General features: G+C 62.5%; 27 protein-coding genes. 5 read left to right on the plus strand and 22 right to left on the minus strand.

Translation table 11 applies throughout. The features are described 5' to 3' along the window. The first annotated feature begins 186 nt into the window (after positions 1–186). Positions 187–1,146, plus strand: coding sequence for an MBL fold metallo-hydrolase (locus V7Q81_RS01860; protein WP_333839825.1), 960 nt, complete (start codon positions 187–189; stop codon positions 1,144–1,146). 15 nt (positions 1,147–1,161) lie between these two features. Here the strand turns inward: V7Q81_RS01860 and soxA are convergent, their stop codons facing one another. The 8 genes from soxA to V7Q81_RS01900 form a co-directional block, all read right to left on the minus strand. Then, positions 1,162–2,406 carry a sulfur oxidation c-type cytochrome SoxA gene (gene soxA / locus V7Q81_RS01865; RefSeq protein WP_333839827.1) on the minus strand — a complete coding sequence of 415 codons (1,245 nt, stop codon included), beginning with the start codon at positions 2,404–2,406 and terminating at the stop codon, positions 1,162–1,164. A gap of 455 nt (positions 2,407–2,861) precedes the next feature. Then, the gene (locus V7Q81_RS01870; RefSeq protein WP_333839830.1) at positions 2,862–3,614 is read right to left on the minus strand and encodes an endonuclease/exonuclease/phosphatase family protein; all 753 of its coding nucleotides are present in this window, start codon (positions 3,612–3,614) and stop codon (positions 2,862–2,864) included. Between the two features lie 37 nt (positions 3,615–3,651). Beyond that, positions 3,652–4,419: an SRPBCC family protein gene (locus V7Q81_RS01875; protein ID WP_333839833.1), complete on the minus strand. Its 768-nt coding sequence runs from the start codon at positions 4,417–4,419 to the stop codon at positions 3,652–3,654. Positions 4,420–4,490: 71 nt separating this feature from the next. After that, positions 4,491–5,597, minus strand: coding sequence for a quinolinate synthase NadA (gene nadA, locus V7Q81_RS01880; protein WP_442954732.1), 1,107 nt, complete (start codon positions 5,595–5,597; stop codon positions 4,491–4,493). Positions 5,598–5,658: 61 nt separating this feature from the next. Beyond that, complete coding sequence (gene nudB / locus V7Q81_RS01885; RefSeq protein ID WP_333839835.1) at positions 5,659–6,108, minus strand: dihydroneopterin triphosphate diphosphatase; 450 nt, start codon at positions 6,106–6,108, stop codon at positions 5,659–5,661. Between the two features lie 24 nt (positions 6,109–6,132). Next, entirely contained in the window at positions 6,133–7,914 is a 1,782-nt protein-coding gene (aspS, locus tag V7Q81_RS01890; RefSeq protein WP_333839838.1) for an aspartate--tRNA ligase, read from the minus strand. A 76-nt stretch (positions 7,915–7,990) separates the two neighbouring features. Further along, positions 7,991–8,623, minus strand: coding sequence for a DUF502 domain-containing protein (locus V7Q81_RS01895; RefSeq protein WP_333839841.1), 633 nt, complete (start codon positions 8,621–8,623; stop codon positions 7,991–7,993). Beyond that, positions 8,620–8,910, minus strand: a complete 291-nt coding sequence (locus tag V7Q81_RS01900) for an FmdB family zinc ribbon protein (protein ID WP_333839844.1) — start codon at positions 8,908–8,910, stop codon at positions 8,620–8,622. The genes V7Q81_RS01895 and V7Q81_RS01900 overlap by 4 nt, the downstream gene beginning before the upstream one ends. A gap of 250 nt (positions 8,911–9,160) precedes the next feature. On the opposite strand from V7Q81_RS01900, the gene V7Q81_RS01905 reads away from it, so the two are divergent. Together V7Q81_RS01905 and V7Q81_RS01910 are read left to right on the plus strand one after the other, a co-directional pair. After that, entirely contained in the window at positions 9,161–10,087 is a 927-nt protein-coding gene (locus V7Q81_RS01905; RefSeq protein WP_333839846.1) for a bifunctional enoyl-CoA hydratase/phosphate acetyltransferase, read from the plus strand. After that, the gene (locus V7Q81_RS01910; RefSeq protein ID WP_333839848.1) at positions 10,088–11,332 is read left to right on the plus strand and encodes an acetate/propionate family kinase; all 1,245 of its coding nucleotides are present in this window, start codon (positions 10,088–10,090) and stop codon (positions 11,330–11,332) included. 7 nt (positions 11,333–11,339) lie between these two features. Here the strand turns inward: V7Q81_RS01910 and ssb are convergent, their stop codons facing one another. Further along, entirely contained in the window at positions 11,340–11,789 is a 450-nt protein-coding gene (gene ssb / locus V7Q81_RS01915; RefSeq protein ID WP_333839850.1) for a single-stranded DNA-binding protein, read from the minus strand. Between the two features lie 219 nt (positions 11,790–12,008). Between ssb and uvrA the strand changes: the two genes are divergently transcribed. Together uvrA and V7Q81_RS01925 are read left to right on the plus strand one after the other, a co-directional pair. After that, complete coding sequence (uvrA, locus tag V7Q81_RS01920) at positions 12,009–14,828, plus strand: excinuclease ABC subunit UvrA (protein ID WP_333839853.1); 2,820 nt, start codon at positions 12,009–12,011, stop codon at positions 14,826–14,828. Between the two features lie 10 nt (positions 14,829–14,838). Beyond that, positions 14,839–16,125, plus strand: a complete 1,287-nt coding sequence (locus tag V7Q81_RS01925) for a glycerate kinase type-2 family protein (RefSeq protein WP_333839856.1) — start codon at positions 14,839–14,841, stop codon at positions 16,123–16,125. Here the strand turns inward: V7Q81_RS01925 and V7Q81_RS01930 are convergent. From V7Q81_RS01930 to rpsE, 13 genes are all read right to left on the minus strand, one after another. After that, positions 16,094–16,666 (minus strand): DUF488 domain-containing protein, encoded by a 573-nt coding sequence (locus V7Q81_RS01930; protein ID WP_333839859.1) that lies wholly within the window; start codon positions 16,664–16,666, stop codon positions 16,094–16,096. The genes V7Q81_RS01925 and V7Q81_RS01930 overlap by 32 nt on opposite strands. A gap of 8 nt (positions 16,667–16,674) precedes the next feature. Continuing rightward, positions 16,675–17,403, minus strand: coding sequence for an SAM hydrolase/SAM-dependent halogenase family protein (locus V7Q81_RS01935; RefSeq protein WP_333839861.1), 729 nt, complete (start codon positions 17,401–17,403; stop codon positions 16,675–16,677). 220 nt (positions 17,404–17,623) lie between these two features. Next, the gene (gene rplQ, locus V7Q81_RS01940; protein ID WP_333839864.1) at positions 17,624–18,025 is read right to left on the minus strand and encodes a 50S ribosomal protein L17; all 402 of its coding nucleotides are present in this window, start codon (positions 18,023–18,025) and stop codon (positions 17,624–17,626) included. Between the two features lie 203 nt (positions 18,026–18,228). Beyond that, positions 18,229–19,209: a DNA-directed RNA polymerase subunit alpha gene (locus V7Q81_RS01945; RefSeq protein ID WP_333839867.1), complete on the minus strand. Its 981-nt coding sequence runs from the start codon at positions 19,207–19,209 to the stop codon at positions 18,229–18,231. Positions 19,210–19,314: 105 nt separating this feature from the next. After that, positions 19,315–19,941 carry a 30S ribosomal protein S4 gene (gene rpsD / locus V7Q81_RS01950; RefSeq protein ID WP_333839870.1) on the minus strand — a complete coding sequence of 209 codons (627 nt, stop codon included), beginning with the start codon at positions 19,939–19,941 and terminating at the stop codon, positions 19,315–19,317. Positions 19,942–19,959: 18 nt separating this feature from the next. Beyond that, entirely contained in the window at positions 19,960–20,349 is a 390-nt protein-coding gene (gene rpsK / locus V7Q81_RS01955) for a 30S ribosomal protein S11 (protein WP_333839872.1), read from the minus strand. Positions 20,350–20,358: 9 nt separating this feature from the next. Next, complete coding sequence (gene rpsM, locus V7Q81_RS01960; protein WP_333839874.1) at positions 20,359–20,742, minus strand: 30S ribosomal protein S13; 384 nt, start codon at positions 20,740–20,742, stop codon at positions 20,359–20,361. Between the two features lie 78 nt (positions 20,743–20,820). Then, positions 20,821–20,934 carry a 50S ribosomal protein L36 gene (gene rpmJ / locus V7Q81_RS01965; protein ID WP_333839877.1) on the minus strand — a complete coding sequence of 38 codons (114 nt, stop codon included), beginning with the start codon at positions 20,932–20,934 and terminating at the stop codon, positions 20,821–20,823. Between the two features lie 88 nt (positions 20,935–21,022). Continuing rightward, entirely contained in the window at positions 21,023–21,241 is a 219-nt protein-coding gene (gene infA, locus V7Q81_RS01970; protein WP_333839879.1) for a translation initiation factor IF-1, read from the minus strand. 5 nt (positions 21,242–21,246) lie between these two features. Continuing rightward, positions 21,247–22,572 carry a preprotein translocase subunit SecY gene (secY, locus tag V7Q81_RS01975; RefSeq protein ID WP_333839881.1) on the minus strand — a complete coding sequence of 442 codons (1,326 nt, stop codon included), beginning with the start codon at positions 22,570–22,572 and terminating at the stop codon, positions 21,247–21,249. Positions 22,573–22,583: 11 nt separating this feature from the next. Beyond that, positions 22,584–23,018: a 50S ribosomal protein L15 gene (gene rplO, locus V7Q81_RS01980; RefSeq protein WP_333839884.1), complete on the minus strand. Its 435-nt coding sequence runs from the start codon at positions 23,016–23,018 to the stop codon at positions 22,584–22,586. Continuing rightward, on the minus strand, positions 23,019–23,207 hold the full coding sequence (rpmD, locus tag V7Q81_RS01985) for a 50S ribosomal protein L30 (RefSeq protein WP_333839886.1): 189 nt from the start codon (positions 23,205–23,207) through the stop codon (positions 23,019–23,021). Beyond that, positions 23,204–23,626 (minus strand): 30S ribosomal protein S5 (gene rpsE, locus V7Q81_RS01990; protein WP_333839888.1); only part of this gene is annotated, 423 nt, incomplete at its 5' end. The genes rpsE and rpmD, both read right to left, overlap by 4 nt.

Here is a 23,626-nt window from a genome sequence, read left to right on the forward strand (position 1 = left end):
AGAACAAATAAAAATGTAAGGTTATCAGCCCGCCGACAGGCCGTCACCGGAAAAGGCAGGCCCGATTGACGTCCATGCGCATGCGGGCTGAGAATCGAGGCGAGCTGGGCGAATCTCCGCGCTCGGAGAGCCGGGACCGCCCAACCCAGTCATCCTCCTGTCGAGTCGTCCTGCCCAGGAACAGCGATGGCCGCCGGGTCTGCCGACCCTTACCAGAGCAAGCTGCCAGCCCAGGTCCGCGTGATCGTGCGCGACTGGCTCAATTCCAACAGCGTGCTGATCCTGGGCAGCCGGGAAACGGCCTTGATCGACAGCGGTTACTCGGCTTGTGCCGGCGAGACGCTTCGCCTGCTCCAACGCCCCGAGGCGCTGGGCGCCCGCCGACTCGATCGGTTGGTCAACACCCACTGCCACAGCGACCACGTGGGAGGCAACGCGGTGCTACGCGGCGCCTATCGCTGCCGGGTGAGCATTCCCCAGGGGGAAGCACCCCTGGTGGCGCGCTGGGACAGCCGGGCCCTATGGCTCGACTATGCTGATCAGTACTGCGACCCCTTCCTCTACGACGAGGTGATCGCGCCTAGCGAGCGGCTGATCCTGGGCGATCTGGAATGGGAAGCCATCCCGGTGCCCGGCCACGATATGGGAGCGCTCGCCTTCTATTGCGAGGAAGCCCGGCTGCTCGTGTCCGGCGATGCCCTCTGGGAGCGCGGGTTCGGTGTCATAGCCCCGGAGAGCGGGGAGCCGGTACGCCTCAAGGCGGCGCGGCAAGCGCTGGAGACCCTGGCCCGCCTGGACGTGGAAACGGTGATTCCCGGCCATGGTCTGCCCTTTGGTAACATGGAGGCCGCTTTGGAGCGGGCCTTCAAGCGACTGGAGGCGTTTCAGGCAGACCCCACCCGCACTGCGCGCCATTTCCTCAAGGCCATGCTCATGTTTGCCTTGCTCGAGAAAAGGCGTATGGCCCTTGCCGCCCTGCCCACCTACCTAGAAGCAGTGGACGCTTACCAGGAAGTGAATCGCCGCTTTTTGGGACTTTCCCCGGCTGGGCTGGCGGAGTGGCTGGTGGCCGAACTCGAGCGTATGGGTGCACTCACCCGCCGCGGCGGGTTCATCTATCCCGCCGCTGCGGGCGCTCGAGGTTGAGCGCGGGCTTTCGGCTCAGTGACCCATGCCGGGAGTGTTGACCTTCTTCCCGTTGCTGAGGGAGGTCAGGTAGTACTCGATGTCGGCGTATTCGGGTGCATCCGGCGGAAGCTCGTTGGCCCGTATCGCCACCCCGCACCACTGGAAGCGCTTGCGAATGGTCCAGATCTCTCCCTGGCTGGTACGGTAATACGGGTGATGGCCCACCTGATTTTTCGAGCCCGTCAAGAACTGACCCCGGATCCATTTGTTCTCCGCCAGGCCGTGACAGTCGGTGCAGGCGAAATTGAGCTGTCCGATCTTGCGCCCCATGAGCGCTTTGCCCCGTTCGGCGTGGGCCCGCTCCTCGGCGCTGCGGAAGCGGATGTTGATGGGCACGCCGCGGCCGAGGCTTCGCAGATAGATGGCAAGCTCGGTGTTCTCCTCCCCCTGCATGGGATAGTCGGCGCCGGTGGTGGCTCGAGCATGGCGGGTGATGAATTCCTCGGTGTTCAATACCTTCTTCATCCGCGGCTCGTAGTAGGGCATGCGGGCTGCCCAGGTGCGGAACTCCTTCTTCGGATCTTTATGACAGCTGGCGCACGACTTGCCATTGGGGCCCACCGTGGCAAAGAGCTGCTCGCCCTTTTCTCCCTCTCCCCAGGCGGGATTCTGGAAAGGATCGTCCGGATCGTAGGTCGGCTCCTCTTTGACCCGCCGGTTGGGATCGTCCCGCGGGTCCTTGAATTGGGCGGGGGTTTTCAACGTCTTCAAATAAGCGACGATGTCCCGGATTTCCTCTGGCGAGTACAGTCCATGGCGCCCCCACGGCGGCATCATGGTGGTGGGATTGAAGACCCGAGCATCATAGATGTAGTTATAGAGCCACCAGTCGGTGCGGCCCCAGGTTCCGATGGTGGACAGGTCCGGTCCCACGTTTCCCGGCAAAATCCCGCCCGGCAAGACATGACAGGCGAGGCATCCGCCGCCCCGGGAGCGATCAAAAGCGAGCTTCTTGCCGTTTTCCGGGTTCCCGTCCGTGATGGGTCCGAATACCCGCTGGTAGCCCTCAACCGGGGGCGACGCGTTGTCGCGCAGGGTGTTGAACTCATTCCAATTAGCCTGGGGCCAGGGCGCATATCGGACCCAGGGTACGGGCGCGGCGGGTTTTTCCATCTCCAGCGGCGCCGCACCCCGCTTGCCGCCCTCGACGGCGAAGGCCGGCATGGCATACGCCAAGATCGCGAGCGCCGCCGTAAAGCATGGTTTCATTCGTTTCATTTCATCCTCCTCCGTGAGCGTGGTTCGGATTCTTCGAATGAGGTCCGATGCCACCGAACCCATCGACAACGCTACTTGAGACACCAACACTAGGATAGGCAAGAAACGAAAAAAAGGGGCGTTCTCGCGAACGCCCCAATAGCCAAAGGAGGAGGATGAAAGCAACGAGAAGCTCCCGCCACTTTCATCTCCTTATTAGCAATCATCGTGCCAAAAATTTTTTCTTTTCTATTCAACGGAATGTGTTTTTTAGCGACGGTGGTAATACCCTCAGGCGCACAAAATGTGCCGCATTGTGATGCAGCTCTTTACGCATCGCAGGAAAGCGCCAAAGGAATTTTAATTATTTATTAAATAATATAGCGCTTACGTAGGCACGGTATCTAATAAAAATGGTCTATTTTTCAATAGAAACCACCTATCCGCAGCGCACCCCCCATCCCCGGCACCGGCGGCTACAAGCGAATCATGGTGGCAGACAAAGCCGCGTGATCGGAAATCCGGGACCACGGATGCCCGTAATGGACATGGGCATGTCTCACCTGGAAGCCTCGGACATAAATTCGGTCCAAGCGGAACAAGGGCAGCGCCGAGGGGAAGCTGCGGGCTGCCCGACCCCGGGTCAGCTCGAAGACTTCCCGCAGCTCCAGGGCATCCACCAGGACACGGCTCGCCTTGCCTCGCCAGTCGTTGAAGTCTCCGGCGATGATGAGCGGCGCATCTTCCGGCACCATCTCCCGAATACGCCGCTCCAGGGTCTTTAGCTGGCGGTTGCGACCCCGGGCGAAAAGCCCCAGGTGCACGCAGACGCAGTGCAACGTGCGTGTCCAGCCGGGGACCTGCACTTCGCAGTGCAGAAGCCCTCGCCGCTCGAACCGGTGGGTAGAGATATCCTCGTTCTCCCAAGCGACAATGGGAAAGCGGGACAGGATCGCATTACCGTGGTGGCCCTCGTCATACACGGCGTTTTTCCCGTAAGCGAAGTCCACCCAAACGGTGTCAGCAAGAAATTCGTACTGGGGCTTGACCGGCCAGTTGTGGAAGCGCTCGGCGTGCCGCTCATGGGCCCCCACCACCTCTTGCAGGAAGACCACATCCGCACCCAGGGCATGGATTCGGTCCCGCAGCTCGTGCAGCACCATGCGGCGGTTGAAATGGGAAAAACCTTTATGGATGTTATAGGTTGCAACGTGCAACGTGTCGGTCATTGTTCGGCGGTTTGGCTGCGACGCGTCGGCGGGTATGTTACTGGTTTCCCGAAGGCGGGGAAACCGGGAGGGCACCCCCATGGACGGCGGGCAGTGCCTTGCCCCAGAGGGACCCTGGGGTCGACACCGTAAAGCGGCGGGAGCTCGTCCGGGCGGCTGTGTTCGACATTGACATCAAGGCGCTTACGGCTACCCCCCTGCCGCGTTTTGCGCTTTCGTGTGGCAGCCGCCGCTTCCCGGAGCGGGCGACGGCGCGCGCTGCACCTTGCGGCCGATGCATCCTTCCGTAGCCCCATCCCCGCACGCCGGGACGCCGGCTCCCCGCCCCGGCGCGGCGCTCCATTTCCCGCACCATGCCTTCCAGCTGGCGGCGCACGTTGTAGCGGATGAGTAAGGGGCCGATCAAGGGCGGCACCCAGAAGTCCGGTACCAGACGGGCATAATAAGCGATGCGGGTGCCGGCGCCATTGGAGCTTAAATGCCATTCGCCCTCCAGTTCCCTGAAGTTGCCCGATACGGCCCTGAACCGGATGCGCTCTCCCACTTGTTCCTGTAAAGCGAGCACCGCTCGGTATTCGGCACGAAAGAACACCACTCGGTTCTCGCCCCGCAGCTCCAGGCGCCGCGTATCATGGACGCTGTCGGGCAGAAGCCGGCTGTAGGTGATGTCGGGAACGAAATCGACGAACCGGGCGTAGTCGGTCAGGGTGGCCCAGGCGATTTGCGGCGGCACCGGCAAGTCGAGCTGCCCGCGGATGGAGATCGTCTCGCCGTCGCGGCTCACCTGCAACTCGTCAGCGGCCACGGGAGAAGTCCAGAGGCACACGCTAAGCGCCAGGAAAGCTCCCAGGCGCGCCCGGGTACGGCAGCCTTGCTTCAGGAGACCTGCAGCATGCGCTCCAGGGCGATGCGGGCAAGACGGGCCTCTTCCTCGGGCACCTGGATGCGGTTGACCACCTTCCCCTGGACCAGGTTTTCCAGCGTCCAGGCCAGGTGTTGCGGATCGATGCGGGCCATGGTGGAACACATGCACACCGTAGGTGCCATGAACTGGACGATCTTACCCTCGGGCTTGAACTGGTCGGCAATGCGGTTCACCAGATTGAGCTCGGTTCCCACGAGCCAGCGGGTACCCGCCGGCGCCTGGGCGATGGTCTTGATGATGAACTCGGTGGAGCCGACGTAATCGGACAGCCGGCAGACGTCGAAATTGCACTCCGGATGGGAGATCACGAAAGCGTCCGGGTGCTGGTTCTTGTAGCGCAGGATGTGGCTCGCCTGGAACATCTGATGCACCGAGCAATGGCCTTTCCATAGCAAGAGCCTGGCCATGCGCACTTTCTCCGGCGTGAGGCCTCCCATAGGCTCGTCCGGATCCCACACCAGCATCTGCTCCAGAGGAATGCCCATCTGGTAGCCGGTCCAGCGCCCCAAGTGCTGGTCCGGGAAGAACAGAACCTTGGGCCGCCGGGCGAACGACCACTCCAGGATCTTGCGGGCATTGCTGGAAGTGCACACGATGCCCCCGTGCTCGCCGCAGAACGCCTTGAGATCGGCCGCCGAATTGATGTAAGTGACCGGCGTCACCTGCTCGTCGCAATCTAGAACCTCGGAGAGCTCGCGCCACGCCCGCTCCACCTTCGCCAGATTGGCCATATCGGCCATGGAGCAGCCGGCGTTCAGATCGGGCAGGATCGAGAGCTGCTCGGGCCGACTGAGGATGTCGGCCACCTCTGCCATGAAGTGTACGCCGCAGAAGACGATGTACTCGGCCTCCGTCTGGGCGGCAAGGCGGGAGAGCTTCAGCGAGTCTCCGGTCAGGTCGGCGTGCTTATACACGTCGGCCCGCTGATAATGGTGGCCCAAGATCACGGCCCGCTGGCCGAGGGCCGCCTTGGCGGCCCGGATACGCTCCTGGCAGTCCTCGTCGGACAGGCGTTGAAAGCGATCGAAGGCAAGGGCGGCGGTATGCACGGCTGTCATGACCCCTGGCGTTACATCACGATTGACGCAATACAGAGATTGTGTAGACCATCTCAACCGGTCAGGGTTTCCCCCCTCGCTGGGGGAGCAAGAGAATAGCGTCCCGGTTGCTCCAAGAAAAGACCTTTAGCGCTGCCTCCCGATAGGGCAGCCACTGATAGCCCAGGTGCTCTTGGGGTGCCACCCGCACCGGGAGAGGTGCTGGTACTTCGAGCGCGAAAACGTGCTCCGTGTTGTGAGTTACCCCCGGGGGGTAGCGGTGGCGCCATTCCGGAAAGATCTCGTAGCGGTTGGTGATGCCCCAGTCCGTAAGTCGGTAAACCGCGGGGTCGAGGCCTGTCTCTTCCGCCACTTCCCGCCGGGCCGTTTGCTCCAGGGTCTCACCCGGGTTTTGGCTTCCAGTCACCGACTGCCAGAAGCCGGGCCGGTCGGCCCGCTCCAGCAGCAGCACTTCCAGCGCCGGGGTATGGATCAGCACCAGCACCGATACGGGTATCTTGTAGGGAGCCACTGACCGCCCTGCGGCTCGACCTGTTCAGGCTTTCGCGGTCTCCGGACGGCGGACACGGATGTGTAGCTCCCGGAGCTGCCTCTCGTCCACCGGACTTGGCGCACGGGTGAGGAGGCACTGGCCCCGCTGCGTCTTGGGGAAGGCGATCACGTCCCGGATCGACTCCACCCCCGCCATCAAAGCCACGATGCGGTCCAGCCCGAAAGCGATGCCCCCGTGGGGCGGTGCGCCATACTGAAGCGCGCGCAACAGGAAGCCGAACTTCTGCTCCGCTTCTTCGGCACTAATGGCGAGAGCCCGAAACACTTTCGACTGCACCTCCTGGCGATGGATGCGCACCGAGCCACCGCCTATCTCCCAACCGTTCAGCACCATGTCGTAGGCCTTGGAGCGAGCACGTCCTGGGTCCCGCTCCAACAGGTCTTCGTGGCCCGCTGCGGGTGAAGTAAAAGGATGGTGTAGGGCGGCCCAGCGCTTTTCCTCTTCGTCCCACTCAAACATGGGGAAGTCCACCACCCACAAAGGCCGCCAACCGGGCTCCACCAGTCCTCGGTCGTGACCCAGCTTGAGCCGCAGCGCGCCGAGGGACTCGTTGACCACCTTGGCGCGGTCCGCCCCGAAGAAGATCAGGTCTCCATCCCTGGCACCGGTACGCTCCAGGATCGCCCGGATCGCCTGCGGAGAAAGGAATTTGAGGATGGGCGATTGCAGGCCCTCGACCCCTTTGCTCGTCGCGTTCACCTTGACGTAAGCAAGCCCCTTGGCGCCGTAGATCTTGACGTACTCGGTATAGTCGTCGATCTCTTTGCGCGTCAGCTCGCCGCCCCCGGGCAGGCGAAGCGCAGCCACCCGTCCATCTGGCAAGCTCGCCGCGTCGCGAAACACCTTGAACTCCACCTCCCCCATGACATCGGTAAGCTCTGTGAGCGCCAGGGGAATGCGCAGATCGGGCTTGTCCGAGCCATACAGCGCCATGGATTCGTCATAGGTAAGACGCGGAAACGGCGCGGGCAGCTCCACGTCCAGCACCGCCTTGAACACGCTGCGGATCATATCCTCCATGAGGGCGGTAATCTCCGGCACGTCCAGGAACGAGGTCTCCACGTCTATCTGGGTGAATTCCGGCTGCCGATCCGCCCGCAGGTCCTCGTCGCGGAAACATTTGACGATCTGATAATAGCGATCGAAGCCCGCCATCATCAGGAGCTGCTTGAACAGCTGCGGCGACTGGGGCAGAGCGTAGAACTCCCCTGGATGCAACCGGCTCGGCACCAGGAAGTCCCGGGCTCCCTCCGGGGTGGAGCGGGTGAGCATAGGGGTTTCAATGTCGACGAAACCGTGCCGGTCCAGAAATTCCCGCACCGCCGTGGCCACCCGATGGCGCAGCCGCAGGTTGCGCTGCATCTGGGGTCGCCGCAGATCCAACACCCGGTGTTCCAGACGCACCTGCTCGCTGATGGTGTCATCGTCCATGAAGAACGGGGGGGGCAGAGAGGAATTGAGCACTTCCACCTGGTGGGCGAGTACTTCTACTTCGCCACTTGCCAGGTTGGGATTGACCGTCCCGGCAGGGCGCTCCCGCACCCAGCCCACGACTCGCAGTACGTACTCGTTGCGTACCGAATCGGCCACCCGGAATGGTTCCGGCCGCTCTGGATCGCACACGATCTGGACCAAGCCTTCCCGGTCCCGCAGGTCGATGAAGATGACGCCACCGTGGTCGCGGCGCCGGTGCACCCAGCCGCAGAGCGTGACTTCCTGGCCTACGTGCTGGCGGTTAATCCATCCGCAATAGGTCGTTCGCATGTGGATCCGATGAGGGTTTCGGTTCTAGGTGGCCATACGCCACCATTGGCGCATGCACGCGCCGCGGAAGGGAGAATCAAGCGATCCGGGCCTGCGCTCTGGGACCGCTCGCGGCGGGCTTAGCCTCTGGGGCAACTACGCCCATCGAGACGATGTATTTGAGCGCCGCGTCGACGCTCATATTGAGCTCAATCACATCATTCTTGGGCATCATCAGGAAGAAACCGGAAGTCGGGTTAGGCGTGGTGGGCACGTAAACGCTTACGTAATCCCCCTGCAGGTGATTAGCCACGTCTCCGCCCGGTTTGCCGGTGAGAAAAGCGATGGTCCACGCCCCTGGCCGCGGGTACTGGATCAGAAGTGCTTTGCGGAAGGCCACCCCTTTGCTGGAGAAAAGGGTGTCGCTCACTTGCTTGACGCTGTAGTAGATGGACTTCACCACCGGGATGCGCCGCAACAGCCCCTCCCAGTAATCGATCAGGCGTTGCCCGATCACGTTGGTGGCGAACACCCCGGTGGCCAACACCACTCCAAAGCTGAGAATCACGCCCAACCCGGGAACTCGAAACCCGAGCCAACGCTCCGGCTGCCATGCGTCGGGCAAAAGAAGTAAAGTCTGATCCATGCTGCTCACAAGCAAGTTCAGCACCCACAAAGTGATGCCGAGCGGTATCCAGAGCAGCAGTCCGGTGACCAGGTATTTCTTCATGCCTCCGCCTTGGAAGCAGCGCAGCCACACGCCCCTGCACCGCAGGCGTGGCCGGAGGAAGACCCCCCTTCCTTCGATTCCGCTTTCGCGACGGGCTTAGCGCCGCTGTTCTTGAAGTCGGTCACGTACCAGCCCGTGCCCTTGAGCTGGAAGCCCGCGGCCGTAAGGAGCTTATTGAAAGACTCCTGGCCGCACTGGGGACACACGGTCATCAGCGGCTCCCCAACCTTCTGCAGGTATTCGCTCTGAAAACCGCACGAAGCACAACGGTACTCATAGATTGGCATGGCTACCCCCCTGAAAATTCGATCAAAACCATTATACCCCGCCCTCTTGGGGAACGAAAAACAGATGGGGGCTCGGCGCGCCGATTCCAAGGGGCCAACACCCCTTTCTTTTTGCAGGCGCCTGATCGGACCTGGGGCCATATTGCATTGCAACATATTTGTGGGCCACAATGTACCAGAATAGCGACAAACCCCTTTCTTGATTCCGTATGATTTGATTTTTCATCGTGACCCACCGAGGAGGCCCCTTTTGACCCCATCCTTCGGCCGCTGCCAGGCCTTGATCGACCAAGCGCGAGACCACGGGCCGGTCACCACTGCCGTCGTCTATCCCCTGAGCCGAGAAGGATTGCTAGGGGCGGTGGAGGCGGCCCGGCTTGGGCTCATCCAGCCCCTGCTGGTGGGCCCCGGGGAGGCCATTCGCCGAACCGCCGCCGAGCTGGCCATGGACCTCGCTGGCTACCGCCTGATCGAGGAAGCTGACCCAGTCGCCTGTGCCGCTCGCGCCGCCGCCCTGGCCCGGACAGGAGAGGCGCAGATAATCATGAAGGGAAGCCTCCACACCGACGAACTCATGGGGGTGATCGTGTCCCGGGACGGGGGTCTGCGAACCCATCGCCGCATCAGTCACGTTTTCGTCATGGACGTACCCGCTTATCCCAAGCGGCTGCTCATTTCCGACGCGGCGGTCAACATCGCCCCCGCGCTCGCCACCAAGCGCGACATCGTGCAGAACGCCATCGACGTAGCGCGGGTGATCGGGGTGGAGACGCCTCGGGTTGCTCTACTCTCGGCGGTGGAGACCGTCAACCCCGACATTCCTTCCACCGTAGATGCGGCGGCCCTGTGCAAGATGGCCGATCGGGGCCAGATTACCGGCGCCATCCTGGATGGTCCCCTGGCTTTCGACAACGCCATCTCGGCGGAAGCTGCCAGGACCAAGGGCATCGCCTCCCCTGTCTCCGGTCAAGTGGATGTGCTGGTGGTCCCCAACCTGGAGGCGGGCAACATGCTCTACAAGCAACTGGTTTACCTTTGTGGGGCCCTCGCCGCGGGCGTGGTGGTGGGCGCCCGGGTGCCGGTGGTCCTGACGAGTCGCGCCGACACACCGGAGAGCCGCATCGTCTCCACCGCCGTCGCCTGCCTCCTCGCCCAAGCCCGCAAAGCGAGCACCTAGGTGAGCGACCATATCCTCGTCCTCAACGCCGGCTCCTCCAGCCTGAAATTTGCCCTCTACCCCGTGGACGGGGACTGGAAGGCCCTCTACCGCCTGCGGGGTGAGCTGGAAGGGATCGGCCACGCCCCCCGGTTACACGCCAGAACGCCGCAGGGTCCGCTGGCTCAGGAGGAAACGCTGTTCTGCCCCGACCCTCGCTCTTTCGGCCCCCGAGAGGCAGTGGCTTTCCTGCTGGAATGGCTCGGCCAACAGTTGGGGCCGCACCGGCTGGTGGGCGCGGGTCATCGAGTGGTCCACGGCGGACGCCGTTTCTCGGCGCCGGTGCTTATTACGCCGGAAGTGATGGACGAGCTGCAACAGCTCGTGCCCCTGGCTCGCCTACACGAGCCCTGGGAGCTGGAGGCGATCCGGACGCTGTCCCAAGCGCGGCCGGATCTACCCCAGGTCGCCTGCTTCGACACTGCATTTCACGCCACCCAGCCAGAGGTAGCCCGGCGCTTCGCCTTGCCGCGCCGCTTCCACGACGAAGGAGTGAAGCGTTACGGCTTCCACGGCTTGTCCTACGAGTATGCCACCCACGCCTTGCCGGAGCTGGTGGGGGAGCGCGCTCTAGGCCGGGTGGTCGTAGCCCATCTCGGCAACGGGGCGAGCCTTTGTGCTTTGCGGGAGCTCAAAAGCATCGCCACCACCATGGGATTCACGGCCCTGGACGGCCTGGTGATGGGCACCCGTCCGGGGGCCTTGGACCCGGGTGTGCTCCTCTATTTGATCCAGGAGCGGCACATGACGGTGGAACAGGTAAGCGACCTGCTGTACTTCCGCTCGGGGCTCCTGGGCGTCTCGGGTATCAGCCACGACATGCGGGCACTCTTGGCAAGCCCGGATGTGCGCGCCCAAGAGGCCGTGGAGCTTTTCGTCTACCGGGTGGTGCGGGAAGTAGGCTCTCTTGCCGCCGCTCTGGGGGGATTGGATGTGCTCGCCTTCAGCGGCGGCATCGGCGAGCGCTCGCCCGAGATCCGGGAGCGCATTTGCGCCCAGCTCGCCTGGCTGGGGATCAAGCTGGATCCTGACGCCAACCGGGCCGGCGGGCCGCTCGTGAGCACAGCCGCAAGCCCCGTTCCCGTGTGCGTGGTCCACTGCAATGAGGAGCTGGTCATCGCCCGCCATGCCTGCCGGTTGTTACAGCAGCAGGGCCGGATCGTGCGCCGCCGCTCCGCTTCCAGCGCGCCCGCGCCTTTGCGCTAGGCGCCGCTCAGAAGGGAATGTCGTCCTCGAAGTCGTCGAAACTGCTGCCGCTGGAAGCTTTGGTCCGGGGCGGACTTGTAGTGCTACTGCCGCCTTCCCGATCGGCTGCCTCGAAAGTGCCACCCCCCCGCGGTCCCAGCATCTGCATCCGCTCGGCGACGATCTCGGTGGTATAGCGGTCCTGGCCCTCCTTATCCTGCCACTTACGGGTGCGGAGGCTCCCCTCCACGTACACTTGGCTGCCCTTTTTGAGATATTCACCGGCGATCTCGGCAAGCTTGCCGAAAAAAGCCACCCGGTGCCACTCGGTGCGTTCCTGCTTTTCCCCGTTCTTGTCTTTCCAAGTCTCGCTGGTGGCTAAGCGTATGTTGGTGACGGCATCGCCGCTGGGCAAGTAGCGCACCTCAGGATCGGCGCCCAAGTTGCCGATCAGAATCACTTTGTTAACGGATGCCATGGAATATCCCCTCTGCGCCGGTTTGGGCGAGCGACAGGATAGCGCAGAAGCCCGACGGCCGCCATTGGGCAGGGCCGGAAGCTGGAAGCGCAAACTGTCCCGCGGGGCGACCGCAACTCGACCCCTCGCGCCGTCTATGTGCCCACAGCCGGCGTTGCTTCGAGAAGGGTACCAAAAATTCAGTAAACTAATAAGTTTGGCCAATTTTCTTTTCGAGTGATGGATTTCATCCGAATCCGCGGGGCTCGCACGCATAACCTCAAGAACATTCACCTCGACCTGCCGCGTAACCGGCTGGTGGTGATCACCGGCCTTTCCGGCTCGGGCAAGTCCTCCCTCGCCTTCGACACCCTTTACGCCGAGGGCCAGCGCCGCTACGTGGAATCCCTCTCTGCCTACGCCCGGCAGTTTCTTGAGCTCATGGAAAAACCGGACGTGGATCTGATCGAAGGGCTCTCCCCGGCCATTGCCATCGAGCAAAAAACGGCCTCCCAGAACCCCCGTTCCACCGTCGGTACGGTAACCGAGATCCATGATTACCTGCGTCTGCTGTTCGCCCGCGCCGGCGACCCCCATTGTCCCGAGCACGGTATCGTGCTCCAGGCCCAGAGCGTGAGCCAAATGGTGGACCACGTGCTGCAGTTGCCGGAAGGCACCCGACTTATGATCCTGGCGCCGGCAGTGGTGGGTCGCCGGGGCGAGCAGGCAGAGCTGTTCGATGAGCTGCGCGCCCAAGGCTTCGTGCGGGTGCGTGTGGACGGCAAGGTCTACGAGATGGATGCGCTGCCCAAGCTTGCCAAGAATCGCAAGCATACGGTGGAGGTGGTGGTGGACCGGCTACGGGTTACGCCCGATGCCAAGCAGCGCCTGGCGGAATCCTTCGAGACGGCGCTGCGCCATTCCGACGGCAGAGCTCTCGCCGTTGAAATGGATACCGGCCGGGAGCACGTCTTCTCGTCCCGCTTTGCTTGTCCCGTGTGCAGCTATTCCCTGCCGGAGCTGGAGCCCCGGCTTTTTTCCTTCAACAATCCGATGGGGGCATGTCCCGAATGCGACGGGCTGGGAACCATCACTTTTTTCGATCCGAAACGCGTAGTGGCTTTCCCCCATCTCTCCCTCGGCGCCGGCGCCATTCGAGGCTGGGACCGGCGCAACCAGTTCTATTACCAGCTCCTCGTAAGCCTGGCAAAGCACTACGGCTTCGACATCGAAAAGCCTTTCGAGGAGCTGCCCGAGAAAATACAGCAGGTGATCCTGTACGGTTCTGGCGACGAGCGTATCCGCTTCATCTACCTGGGGGACAAGGATCAGCGCCACCGGCGAGAGCATCCCTTCGAGGGCATCATCCCCAACCTGGAGCGACGCTACCGAGAAACCGATTCAATGGTGGTGCGCGAGGAGCTCGCCAAGTACTTGAACACCCGAGTCTGCCCTCAATGCCAGGGGACCCGGCTGCGGCGGGAAGCACGGCACGTGCGTTTCGCCGGCCGCACTATCTACGAACTGTCTTCCATGCCGCTCAAGGACCTTCACGCCTTCTTCGAGGGCTTGAACCTGTCCGGGACGAAGCAGGCAATCGCCGACAAGATCGTGAGAGAAATCGCCAACCGTCTGCGTTTCCTGAACGACGTGGGGCTCGACTACCTCACCTTGGACCGCTCCTCGGACACTTTGTCAGGAGGGGAGGCCCAGCGCATCCGCCTTGCCTCCCAGATCGGCTCTGGCCTGACGGGAGTAATGTACGTGCTGGATGAGCCGTCCATCGGGCTGCACCAGCGGGACAACGACCGGTTGCTCTCCACCCTCAAGAGCTTGCGCGACCTGGGCAACACGGTGATCGTGGTGGAACACGACCGAGAGGCGATCTTGTGCGCCGATCACGTAGTGGACATGGGGCCCGGCGCCGGGGAGCACGGCGGGCAGGTGGTCGCCCAAGGACCGCCGGCGGCGATCTTGGCGGCGCACGCCTCCCTCACGGGACAATACCTCTCGGGAGCCCGCAGCATCGCCATTCCTCAGCAGCGTCGCCGTCCCCACACGGAGCGTCGACTGCGGCTCGTGGGAGCGAGCGGCAACAACCTGAAGGGTGTCACGCTGGAAATACCAGTGGGCTTGTTCGTGTGCGTGACCGGCGTCTCGGGGTCGGGGAAGTCGACTCTGGTCAACGACACTCTGTACGCCGCCGTGGCGCGGGCCCTCTACGGCGCGGGCTTGGAGCCTGCGCCCCACGAACGCATCGAAGGACTCGAACATTTCGACAAGGTGGTCAACGTGGACCAGAGTCCCATCGGGCGTACGCCTCGTTCCAATCCCGCTACCTATACAGGTCTGTTCACCCCGATTCGGGAGCTCTTCGCCCAGGTCCCCGAGGCCCGGGCCCGGGGTTATGGGCCTGGTCGCTTCTCCTTCAACGTCAAGGGAGGTCGGTGTGAGGCGTGCCAGGGCGATGGCGTGCTCAAAGTGGAAATGCATTTCCTGCCCGATATCTACGTGCAATGCGACGTGTGTCATGGACGGCGCTATAACCGGGAAACGCTGGAGATCCGCTATAAAGGCAAGACCATCCACGAGGTCTTGGCAATGAACGTGGAGCAGGCCTACGCCTTCTTCCAGCCTGTGCCCCTGGTCGCTCGCAAACTGCGTACCCTGCTGGATGTGGGGTTGGGATACATGTCCCTCGGCCAGTCGGCCACCACCCTTTCCGGCGGGGAAGCCCAGCGGGTAAAGCTCGCCTTGGAGCTTTCCAAGCGGGACACCGGGCGTACCCTCTACATCCTGGACGAGCCCACTACGGGGCTTCATTTCCACGACATCGACCTGCTACTCAAGGTGCTGCACCGCCTGAGGGACCACGGCAACACGGTGGTCGTGATCGAGCACAATATGGACGTGATCAAGACCGCCGACTGGATTGTGGACCTAGGCCCGGAGGGGGGTGATCGTGGAGGCCGCATCATCGCCGAAGGTCCGCCCGAGCAGATAGTCAGCGTGCCGGAAAGCTTCACCGGGCAGTATTTACGACGCATACTCACCTCCTGACGAGGCATTCATGGGAAAAAGAACGACCGAAGCCAAAACCCTGCTCATCGAGAGCTTCCATGCGGCGGTTGCCGCGGCTGATCCCTTGCACATCGTACCGCGGCATCTACCCGCTCCGCCCAAAGGGCGTACCTTGGTAGTAGGGGCGGGTAAGGCTGCCGCGTCCATGGCTAAGGCAGTGGAAGATCATTGGCCGGCCGCGGCACCGCTGTCTGGCCTGGTCATTACCCGCTACCGGCACGGGCTACCCACCCGGCGCATCCGCGTGGTGGAAGCAGGTCACCCGGTTCCCGACGAAAGCGGGGAAGCGGCAGCACGGGAGATTCTCGAGGAAGTGAAACGGGTGGGGCCGGATGACTTGGTCCTCGCTTTGGTGAGCGGCGGAGGCTCCAGCCTGCTCTCCCTCCCGGGGCCGGGTATCGGCATGAAGGATCTCAAGGCGGTCACGCGGGCGCTGCTCGCCTGCGGTGCCTCCATCCAGGAGATCAACACGGTGCGCAAGCACTTGTCCCTGATCCAGGGCGGGCGCCTCGCCGCCGCCTGCCGGGCGCCGGTCCTGGCGCTCATCATCTCCGACGTGACTGGCGACGACCCGACCCATATCGCCTCGGGGCCATTCGCTCCCGACCCCACCACCTACGAAGATGCCCTGGCGATTCTCAGGGACTATCGCATCGATGCCCCGGCTCCCGTGCTGGATCATCTCCAGCGCGGCTGCACTGGCCATCTTCCCGAGACCCCCAAGCCGGGGGATCCCGTCTTTGCGCGGGTGGAAAACCGGATCATCGCCACCGCGCACGGTTCCCTGGTGGCCGCGGGAGAGTACTTCCGCCGCCGTCGCATCCCCACCGCCATTCTGGGCGACAGCGTCACGGGAGAGGCGCGGGAGGTGGCCCAGGCCTACGCAGCGCTGGCGCGAGAAGTGCGCGCCTATGGCCATCCCTGGCGGCCACCGATCGCTCTGGTGTGCGGTGGCGAGACCACTGTCACCGTGCAAGGCAAGGGGCGTGGTGGGCGTAATTGCGAGTTCCTCTTGGCCTTGACCCTGGCGCTGGACGCTTTAGAGGACACCCACGCCCTCGCCTGCGATACCGACGGCATTGACGGCACGGAAGACAACGCCGGCGCCGTCTGCGGCCCCGACACGCTGGCCCGGGCTCGAAGCCTCGGCCTGGAGGCCAAAGAGCGGCTCGCGGACAATGACGGCTATACCTTCTTCGAACGGCTGGGAGACCTCGTGACTACCGGACCCACCCGCACCAACGTCAACGACTACCGAGTGATCCTGATCCTGTGAAGTCCAAGCGGGCCTGGGTCCGTCCACCGTCGTAGACCAACCCCTCGGGTGTCCACCGGGCCACCGGGCTGAGCCGGTGCTGAGCGCTCACACCCGGCTGCAGGAGATGGACGACAGAGTTCCCGCAGGCACACAGGTAATCGGCGATCAGGCAACGGTGGCAGCGTTGGGGCGCCTGTTCCGCGCACATGAGCGCAAGGGGCGCCTGCTGGGCCAGGGACAAAACTGCCCCGAGGGCGACCTGAAAAGCCTCCGTTTGCATATGATCGGCAAAGCCACGAAAGGCTGGCTCTTCCAGCGCTACGTGGGGAGAGTCAGCCTCGGGCGTTCGAAAGCCACCCAGCGCCTTTCCCTGCCACTGGTAGCGGATCCCCGCTCCTCGCAGAGCCGCTTCCAGTCGCGTCCGCTCGAACTGGGGATGCCGGCGGGAGACGGGATAGGCCCGTACGTCTACGAGCCAAGCGATGTGCTCACCTCTGAGCAGGTCGATGAGCGCTGCAGCAGAACGGGCACCATGGCCTACCGTGTAGACCAGCGTCATGCCCCTTTTCACTCCCAGGCAACCCGGGTACCTACGGAGAGTCCCAGCATGGCCTTCGCGCTACCCCGGTTTGCCGCCACTTCCACCAGACCTAAACAATTCTCGTACCAAAAAGGCATGTCCGGGGGCATTTCGCTGAAGACGCGTCCATGGGCAAGGGAGCTACCGGCTACCCGCAAACGACGCTCATGGCCCACGCCTTGGGCGCGAAGTCCCGTCATGGCGTTGCCATAGTGGTCGATGTAGATGATCCGGGCCAGGTCGCCCGCGGGTAGCCGCACGTCTAACGCCGGTATCGGCTGGAGCAAAGCCGCCGTATCGTCACCCTTGGCCAAACGCGCCGCCACCGGTGCAAACAGGTCCCGGCCATGGAAGGAGGCGCTCAGGCGATCAGGTTGCCAGGCGATGCGATGACACTTCGCTTCCTGCGCCCGTTCCACCACTACCGAGAGCAAGCCGTTGTCCGGCCCGACGAACCAACGGCCATCGGCCTGGACTGCCACCGGCTGGCGCAAGCCGCCAACGCCAGGATCCACCACCGCCATGAACACCGAGCCGGCTCCGAACTCGGGAACCAGCGCAGCGAGCAGGTGAGCACCCGCTTCCACATCGAAGGCCGGCACGTCGTGTAACAGATCGATCACCCGTGCTTGGGGCGCTTCTCGTGCCAGCACCCCGTGCACCTGGCCGACATAGAGGTCGGCGCCGCCAAAGTCGGTAAAAAGAACGATGGCCACAGTAGCCTGCCCATAAGGCCGAAAGCCGGGCAACGCCCGGCTTTCTGGTCTTCGTTCTCCCTAGGCCGCAGAGCCGCAAAGCTTTTAGCTCGCTGCGGTTCGCTCCTCGGGCCTTTCCGTTAAATCGGGCCTATCCACGAATCCCGCGAGCGCCACAACCGCAATGTAGCTTTGATATCACCCCGGCTCCCATCCCCGGGTGCATCCACGCCGGCGAGCCCTATTCTTCGGTCGCCTTTTGCTCCGCCGTTTGCCCCACCGGCTCGGGTCTGTCTAAGAGCTCCACCAGTGCCATTGGCGCATTGTCACCTTGGCGAAAGCCGAATTTCAGGATTCGCAAATAACCCCCGTTGCGGTTCTTGTAGCGAGGGCCGAGCTCGTCGAAGAGTTTGACGACGTTTTGTCGGTCCCGCAGCCGGTTGAACGCCAACCGGCGGTTGGCCAAGGTCGGCGCCTTGGCCAAAGTGATGAGGGGTTCGGCCACGCGCCGTAGCTCCTTCGCCTTGGGCAGGGTAGTCTTGATGACCTCGTGCCGCAGCAGTGAATTGGTCATGTTGCGGAGCATCGCCAGACGGTGGCTAGTGGTGCGGTTGAGTTTACGGTATCCCTGACGGTGGCGCATGGTGATGTCCCTTCCCCTCTTGCCGGCCGGCGTTTAGGGCTTTTTTCCATTCTGGAAAGGAGCCATTGGCACGGATTGGTCGACCTCTTCCTCGGGCCTTTGCGGTCTCGTAGGCGGCCCGTTTTAGCACGGACTAACCCAAAAGGTTAGCCTGCGCTGAGACTAATCTCCAACACCTGTAGTCGACCAGCCAACCTCCTGCCTCACGGTCTCTCCAACCCTGCAGGTGGCCAGTTTTCCAGTTTCATCCCCAGGGTAAGCCCGCGAGAAGCGAGCACTTCCTTGATTTCGTTGAGCGACTTGCGCCCCAGATTGGGCGTCTTTAGCAGCTCGGTTTCCGTGCGCTGGATCAAGTCGCCGATGTAATAGATGTTTTCCGCCTTGAGGCAGTTGGCGGAGCGTACAGTGAGCTCCAGGTCATCGACTGGCCGCAGCAGAATCGGGTCGACCTGGGGCGACTTGGGAGCCTCCACCTGCGCCGGCGTGCCCTTGAGATCGGCGAACAAGGACAACTGCTCCACGAGGATCCGCGCGGCATAACGGATCGCCTCCTCAGGTTCGATGGCCCCATTGGTTTCGACATCCATGATGAGCTTGTCCAGATCGGTACGCTGCTCGACGCGCGCGCTTTCCACTGTGTAGCTCACCCGGCGCACCGGGCTAAACGAAGCGTCCAGCATGATGGTGCCGATGCCCCGCCCGGCCGTTTCGGTAGGCCGGCGCACGGTCGCCGGCACGTAACCACGGCCCTGCTCGACCTTGATTTGCATTTCTAGCTTACCTCCGGCAGCCAGATGAGCGATCACGTGCTCGGGATTGACGATCTCCACGTCGTGCGTGACCTCGATATCTGCGGCCGTGACCGGACCCTCGCCTTGCTTCTTGAGGGTTAGGGTGGCTTCGGTACGATTATGCAGCTTCAATACCACGCCTTTGAGGTTAAGCAGGATGTCTACCACGTCCTCGCGCACCCCCTCGATCGTCGAGTACTCATGCAGCACGCCGTTGATGTGCACCTCGGTCGGTGCATATCCGGGCATCGACGAAAGAAGGACGCGCCGCAACGCGTTACCCAGCGTGTGGCCGTAGCCGCGCTCGAATGGCTCCATGGTGATGCGCGCGTACATGGGCGACAAGTGCTGTACGTCGACGATGCGCGGCTTGAGAAAAGCACTGGCTTGCATATTTACTACCTCTTGGTCAACTGGCACATAACCGCCCTTGCATTCCGATTCCTGGTTGCGCAATGGCGTTGCGCCAAGGATCTCGCCTCCAGGCGTCCAGGCCGATCACTTCGAATAGAGCTCCACCACCACGTTTTCGTTGATGGTCTGGGGAAGCTCGGAGCGCTGGGGCCGTGCCTTGAACGTTCCTTTTAATGCCTTGACATCAACCTCGATCCACTCGGGGAAGCCCCGCTGCTCGGCCGCTTGGGCCGCCGCTTTGATGCGCAGCTGCTCCTTGGCTTTTTGCGCCACCTCTACCACGTCGCCTGGCCGCAGCCGATAAGACGGAATGTTTACGCGGCGGCCGTTCACCAGGATGCCGTTGTGGCGCACCAGCTGCCGCGCTTCTGCACGGGAAGAGCCGAAGCCCATGCGGAAGGCAACGGTATCCAGGCGGCTCTCCAACAATTGCAGCAGCGTTTCTCCGGTGATGCCTTTACGGCGGTCAGCCTCGAAGTAAAGATTGCGGAATTGCCGCTCCAGCAAACCATAGGTGCGCCGCAACTTCTGCTTCTCACGCAGCTGGATCGCATAGTCGGAAAGCCGTCCGCTTTTCTGGCCATGTTGCCCGGGTGGATAGCTACGGCGCTCCACCGGGCACTTGTCCGTGAAGCACTTCTCGCCCTTGAGAAACAGTTTCTCGCCTTCGCGGCGGCACTGCCGGCACTTGGCATCCAGGTATCTCGCCACGCTCGCTCTCCTTGGAAATCAGATGCGGCGCCGCTTCGGCGGGCGTACGCCGTTGTGCGGAATCGGGGTCACGTCCGATATGCTGGTGATTTTGAAACCGACCGCGTGCAGGGCCCGCACCGCCGACTCGCGCCCCGGGCCAGGCCCCTTGATCCTGACCTCCAAGTTTTTTACCCCGTATTCCTGAGCTGCGCGCCCTGCCTGCTCCGCAGCGACCTGGGCGGCAAACGGCGTGCTCTTGCGCGAGCCCTTGAACCCATTACTTCCGGCGGTGGCCCAGGCAAGAGCGTTCCCTTGCCGGTCGGTAATGGTCACGATGGTGTTGTTGAACGACGCGTGAATGTGGGCAATGCCCTCAGCCACATTCTTTTTAACCTTTTTTCGTACCCTAGCGCTGGTTTTCGCCATGCCAATTCCTTACTTGGCTTGTGTCGCCGTCTTCTTGGCGGCGCCAATGATCTTGCGCGGACCCTTGCGGGTACGCGCGTTCGTGCGGGTTCGCTGTCCGCGCACGGGTAGCCCCCGGCGGTGCCGCACTCCTCGGTAGCAGCCCAGGTCCATCAACCGCTTGATGCTCATGGATACTTCCCGGCGCAGATCCCCCTCCACCGTGTATTTGCCCACCTCATCGCGCAAACGATCCATTTCGGACTCGCTCAAGTCCTTGATTTTTTTTGACCCATCTATCCCGGCAGCGGCGCAAATGCGGCGCGCCCGACTGCGCCCGATGCCGTAGATCGCTGTAAGCGCAATCACGGCATGTTGATGGTTCGGAATATTGACGCCTGCGATGCGGGCCATGCAAAGACTCCGAAAAATAGCAAACTTTAAATTATATCCATTATGCGCCTATTGCGCCAAGCAGAACGGCCCGAGCCCTTAACCCTGGCGTTGCTTGTGACGAGGGTCCGAGCAGATCACCCGCACCACCCGCTTGCGTCGCACGATCTTGCACTTGCGGCAGATTTTCTTCACCGACGCCTGGACCTTCATGATTAGCTCCTCGAAAGCTTGGGCATAAGTCCCCCCCGCTATGCTCCTCCTGGGGCTCCGCAGGCAGGGCTTATGCCCTCGACGGGCCCTACTTCGCCCGGAATACGATACGGCCGCGCGAAAGGTCGTAAGGGGTAAGCTCCACTGTTACCTTGTCCCCGGGCAAGATGCGAATGTAGTGCATCCGCATCTTGCCCGAGATGTACCCCAAAATCACATGTCCGTTTTCCAATCTCACGCGGAACGTGGCGTTGGGCAGGGTCTCCAACACCTCGCCCTGCATCTGAATCGTTTCTTCTTTGGCCATACGACCTAGCGCACCGGAAGCCCACTCTTCAGATTGGCCTTCTTGAGCAAACTCTCGTACTGGTGCGACATCACGTAGGCTTGGACCTGAGCCATAAAGTCCATGGTCACGACTACAATGATCAGCAGGGAGGTGCCGCCAAAATAGAACGGGACGTTCCATTTAAGAATCAAGAATTCCGGCAGCAGGCAGACCAGCGTCACGTAAATCGAGCCAGCCAGAGTAAGCCGCATCATGATCCGTTCGATGTAACGGGCGGTTTGCTCACCGGGGCGAATGCCAGGCACGAAAGCACCGCTTTTCTTGAGGTTGTCCGCCGTCTCCTTCGGGTTGAAGACCAGTGCGGTGTAGAAGAAGCAGAAGAAGATGATCGCCGCCGCATACAGCAACACATAAATCGGCTGGCCCGGGGACAGAGTAGCCGCGATGTCGCGCAGCCAGGTGACAGACTCATGGCTGCCGAACCAGCCGGCCAGGGTGGCCGGGAACAGGATGATGCTAGAGGCGAAAATGGGCGGAATGACACCCGCCATGTTCAACTTCAGCGGCAGGTGCGAGCTGGTGCCGCCGTAAATCCTGCGCCCAACCTGGCGTTTGGCATAGTTCACCAGTATCTTGCGCTGCCCCCGCTCCACGAACACCACCAGAGCGGTCACCGCCAGTGCCCCGACCAGCAGCATCAGCACAAGGGGAATGGAGAACGCCCCGGTGCGCGCCAGCTCCAGGGTCCCGCCAATGGCATGAGGCAGCCCCGCCACGATTCCGGCGAAGATGATCAGGGAAATCCCGTTGCCGATGCCCCGCTCGGTGATTTGTTCCCCGAGCCACATCAGGAACATCGTACCCGTGACCAGAGTGACAACGGTGGTAAAGCGGAACATAAGTCCCGGCTCAGGCACCAGACCTTGCTGCGCCTCCAGGGCTATCGATATGCCAATGCTCTGAAACGTAGCGAGGAGCAAAGTACCGTAGCGCGTGTACTGGGTGATCTTGCGGCGCCCTGCCTCACCTTCCTTCTTGAGCTGTTCCAGCTGCGGCACCACCACCGTTGCCAATTGCATGATGATGGAAGCCGAGATATAAGGCATGATGCCCAGGGCGAAAATGGTGAAGCGCGACAACGCCCCCCCGGAGAACATGTTGAACAGCCCGAGGATACCCCCTTGTTGGGAACGGAAGAGTTCTGCCAGCACGGCGGCATCGATGCCCGGGACGGGAATATGGGCGCCAATGCGGTAGACGATCAAAGCGCCGATCAGAAACCACAACCGACGCTTGAGATCGCCCATCTTGCCGGTCATGCCCAGCAATGATTCCCGGGTTGCTACCATGGAACCGGTCCTTAAGCCTCGATGCTGCCACCCGCGGCTTCGATTGCGGCCCGCGCCCCTTTCGTGACCTTGACGCCCCGCAGCCTCACCGCCCGGGTGATCTTGCCCGAAAGGATGACCTTCGCCCCGAGCGCCCGGTGCGGGACCACGCCTTCCTTCTTGAGGGTGTCTAGATCCACGCTGTCGACTCCTAGTTTGTCGATGGCGCTGAGCCGCACCTCGACCACGGCATTTTCGGTCGGTGAGTTAAAACCCCGTTTCGGCAGCCGCCGTTGCAATGGCATCTGCCCGCCCTCGAAACCCACCTTGTGATAGCCACCGGAGCGAGCTTTTTGGCCTTTATGACCTCGGCCCGAGGTCTTGCCCAGTCCGCTGCCGATGCCCCGCCCGACCCGACGACGCGGTCGCTTAGCGCCCGCCGCCGGCTTAAGATCGTTAAGCCGCATTCAATCCTCGCATTTAACCAGGTAGCTGACGCGGCGAATCATGCCCCGCACCGCCGGCGTGTCCTCCACTTCGACCGTGTGGTTGAGCCGCCTGAGCCCCAGACCGCGCACGCAAGCGCGATGTTCCTTCTTGGTCCCGATGAGGCTGCGCACTAGCGTGATCCGCAACCGCTTCCCGGCCCCGCTCATTTGGTCCGCTCCAGGATCTCTTCCACGCTCTTGCCACGCTTGGCGGCGATCTCGGAAGGCGCATGCACTGCAAGCAGCCCCTTAATTGTCGCCCGCACTACGTTATAAGGATTCGTAGAGCCGATAGACTTGGCCAAGATGTTGGTTACCCCCATGACCTCGAACACGGCCCGCATAGGGCCGCCGGCAATGATCCCCGTGCCCTCGGAGGCAGGTTTCATGTAGACCTTTGCAGCCCCGTGCCGTCCAACCACCGGATGATATAGCGTGCCGTTCTTGAGCTTGATCTTTACCATCTTGCGGCGCGCCTGCTCCATCGCCTTTTGCACTGCTACCGGGACCTCGCGCGCCTTGCCCTTTCCCATCCCGATTCCGCCGTCACCGTCGCCGACGACAGTAAGTGCCGCAAATCCCAGGAC

Origin of the sequence: Pelomicrobium sp. (genome assembly GCF_036803785.1) — a bacterium.
Taxonomy (GTDB): domain Bacteria; phylum Pseudomonadota; class Gammaproteobacteria; order Burkholderiales; family UBA6910; genus Pelomicrobium.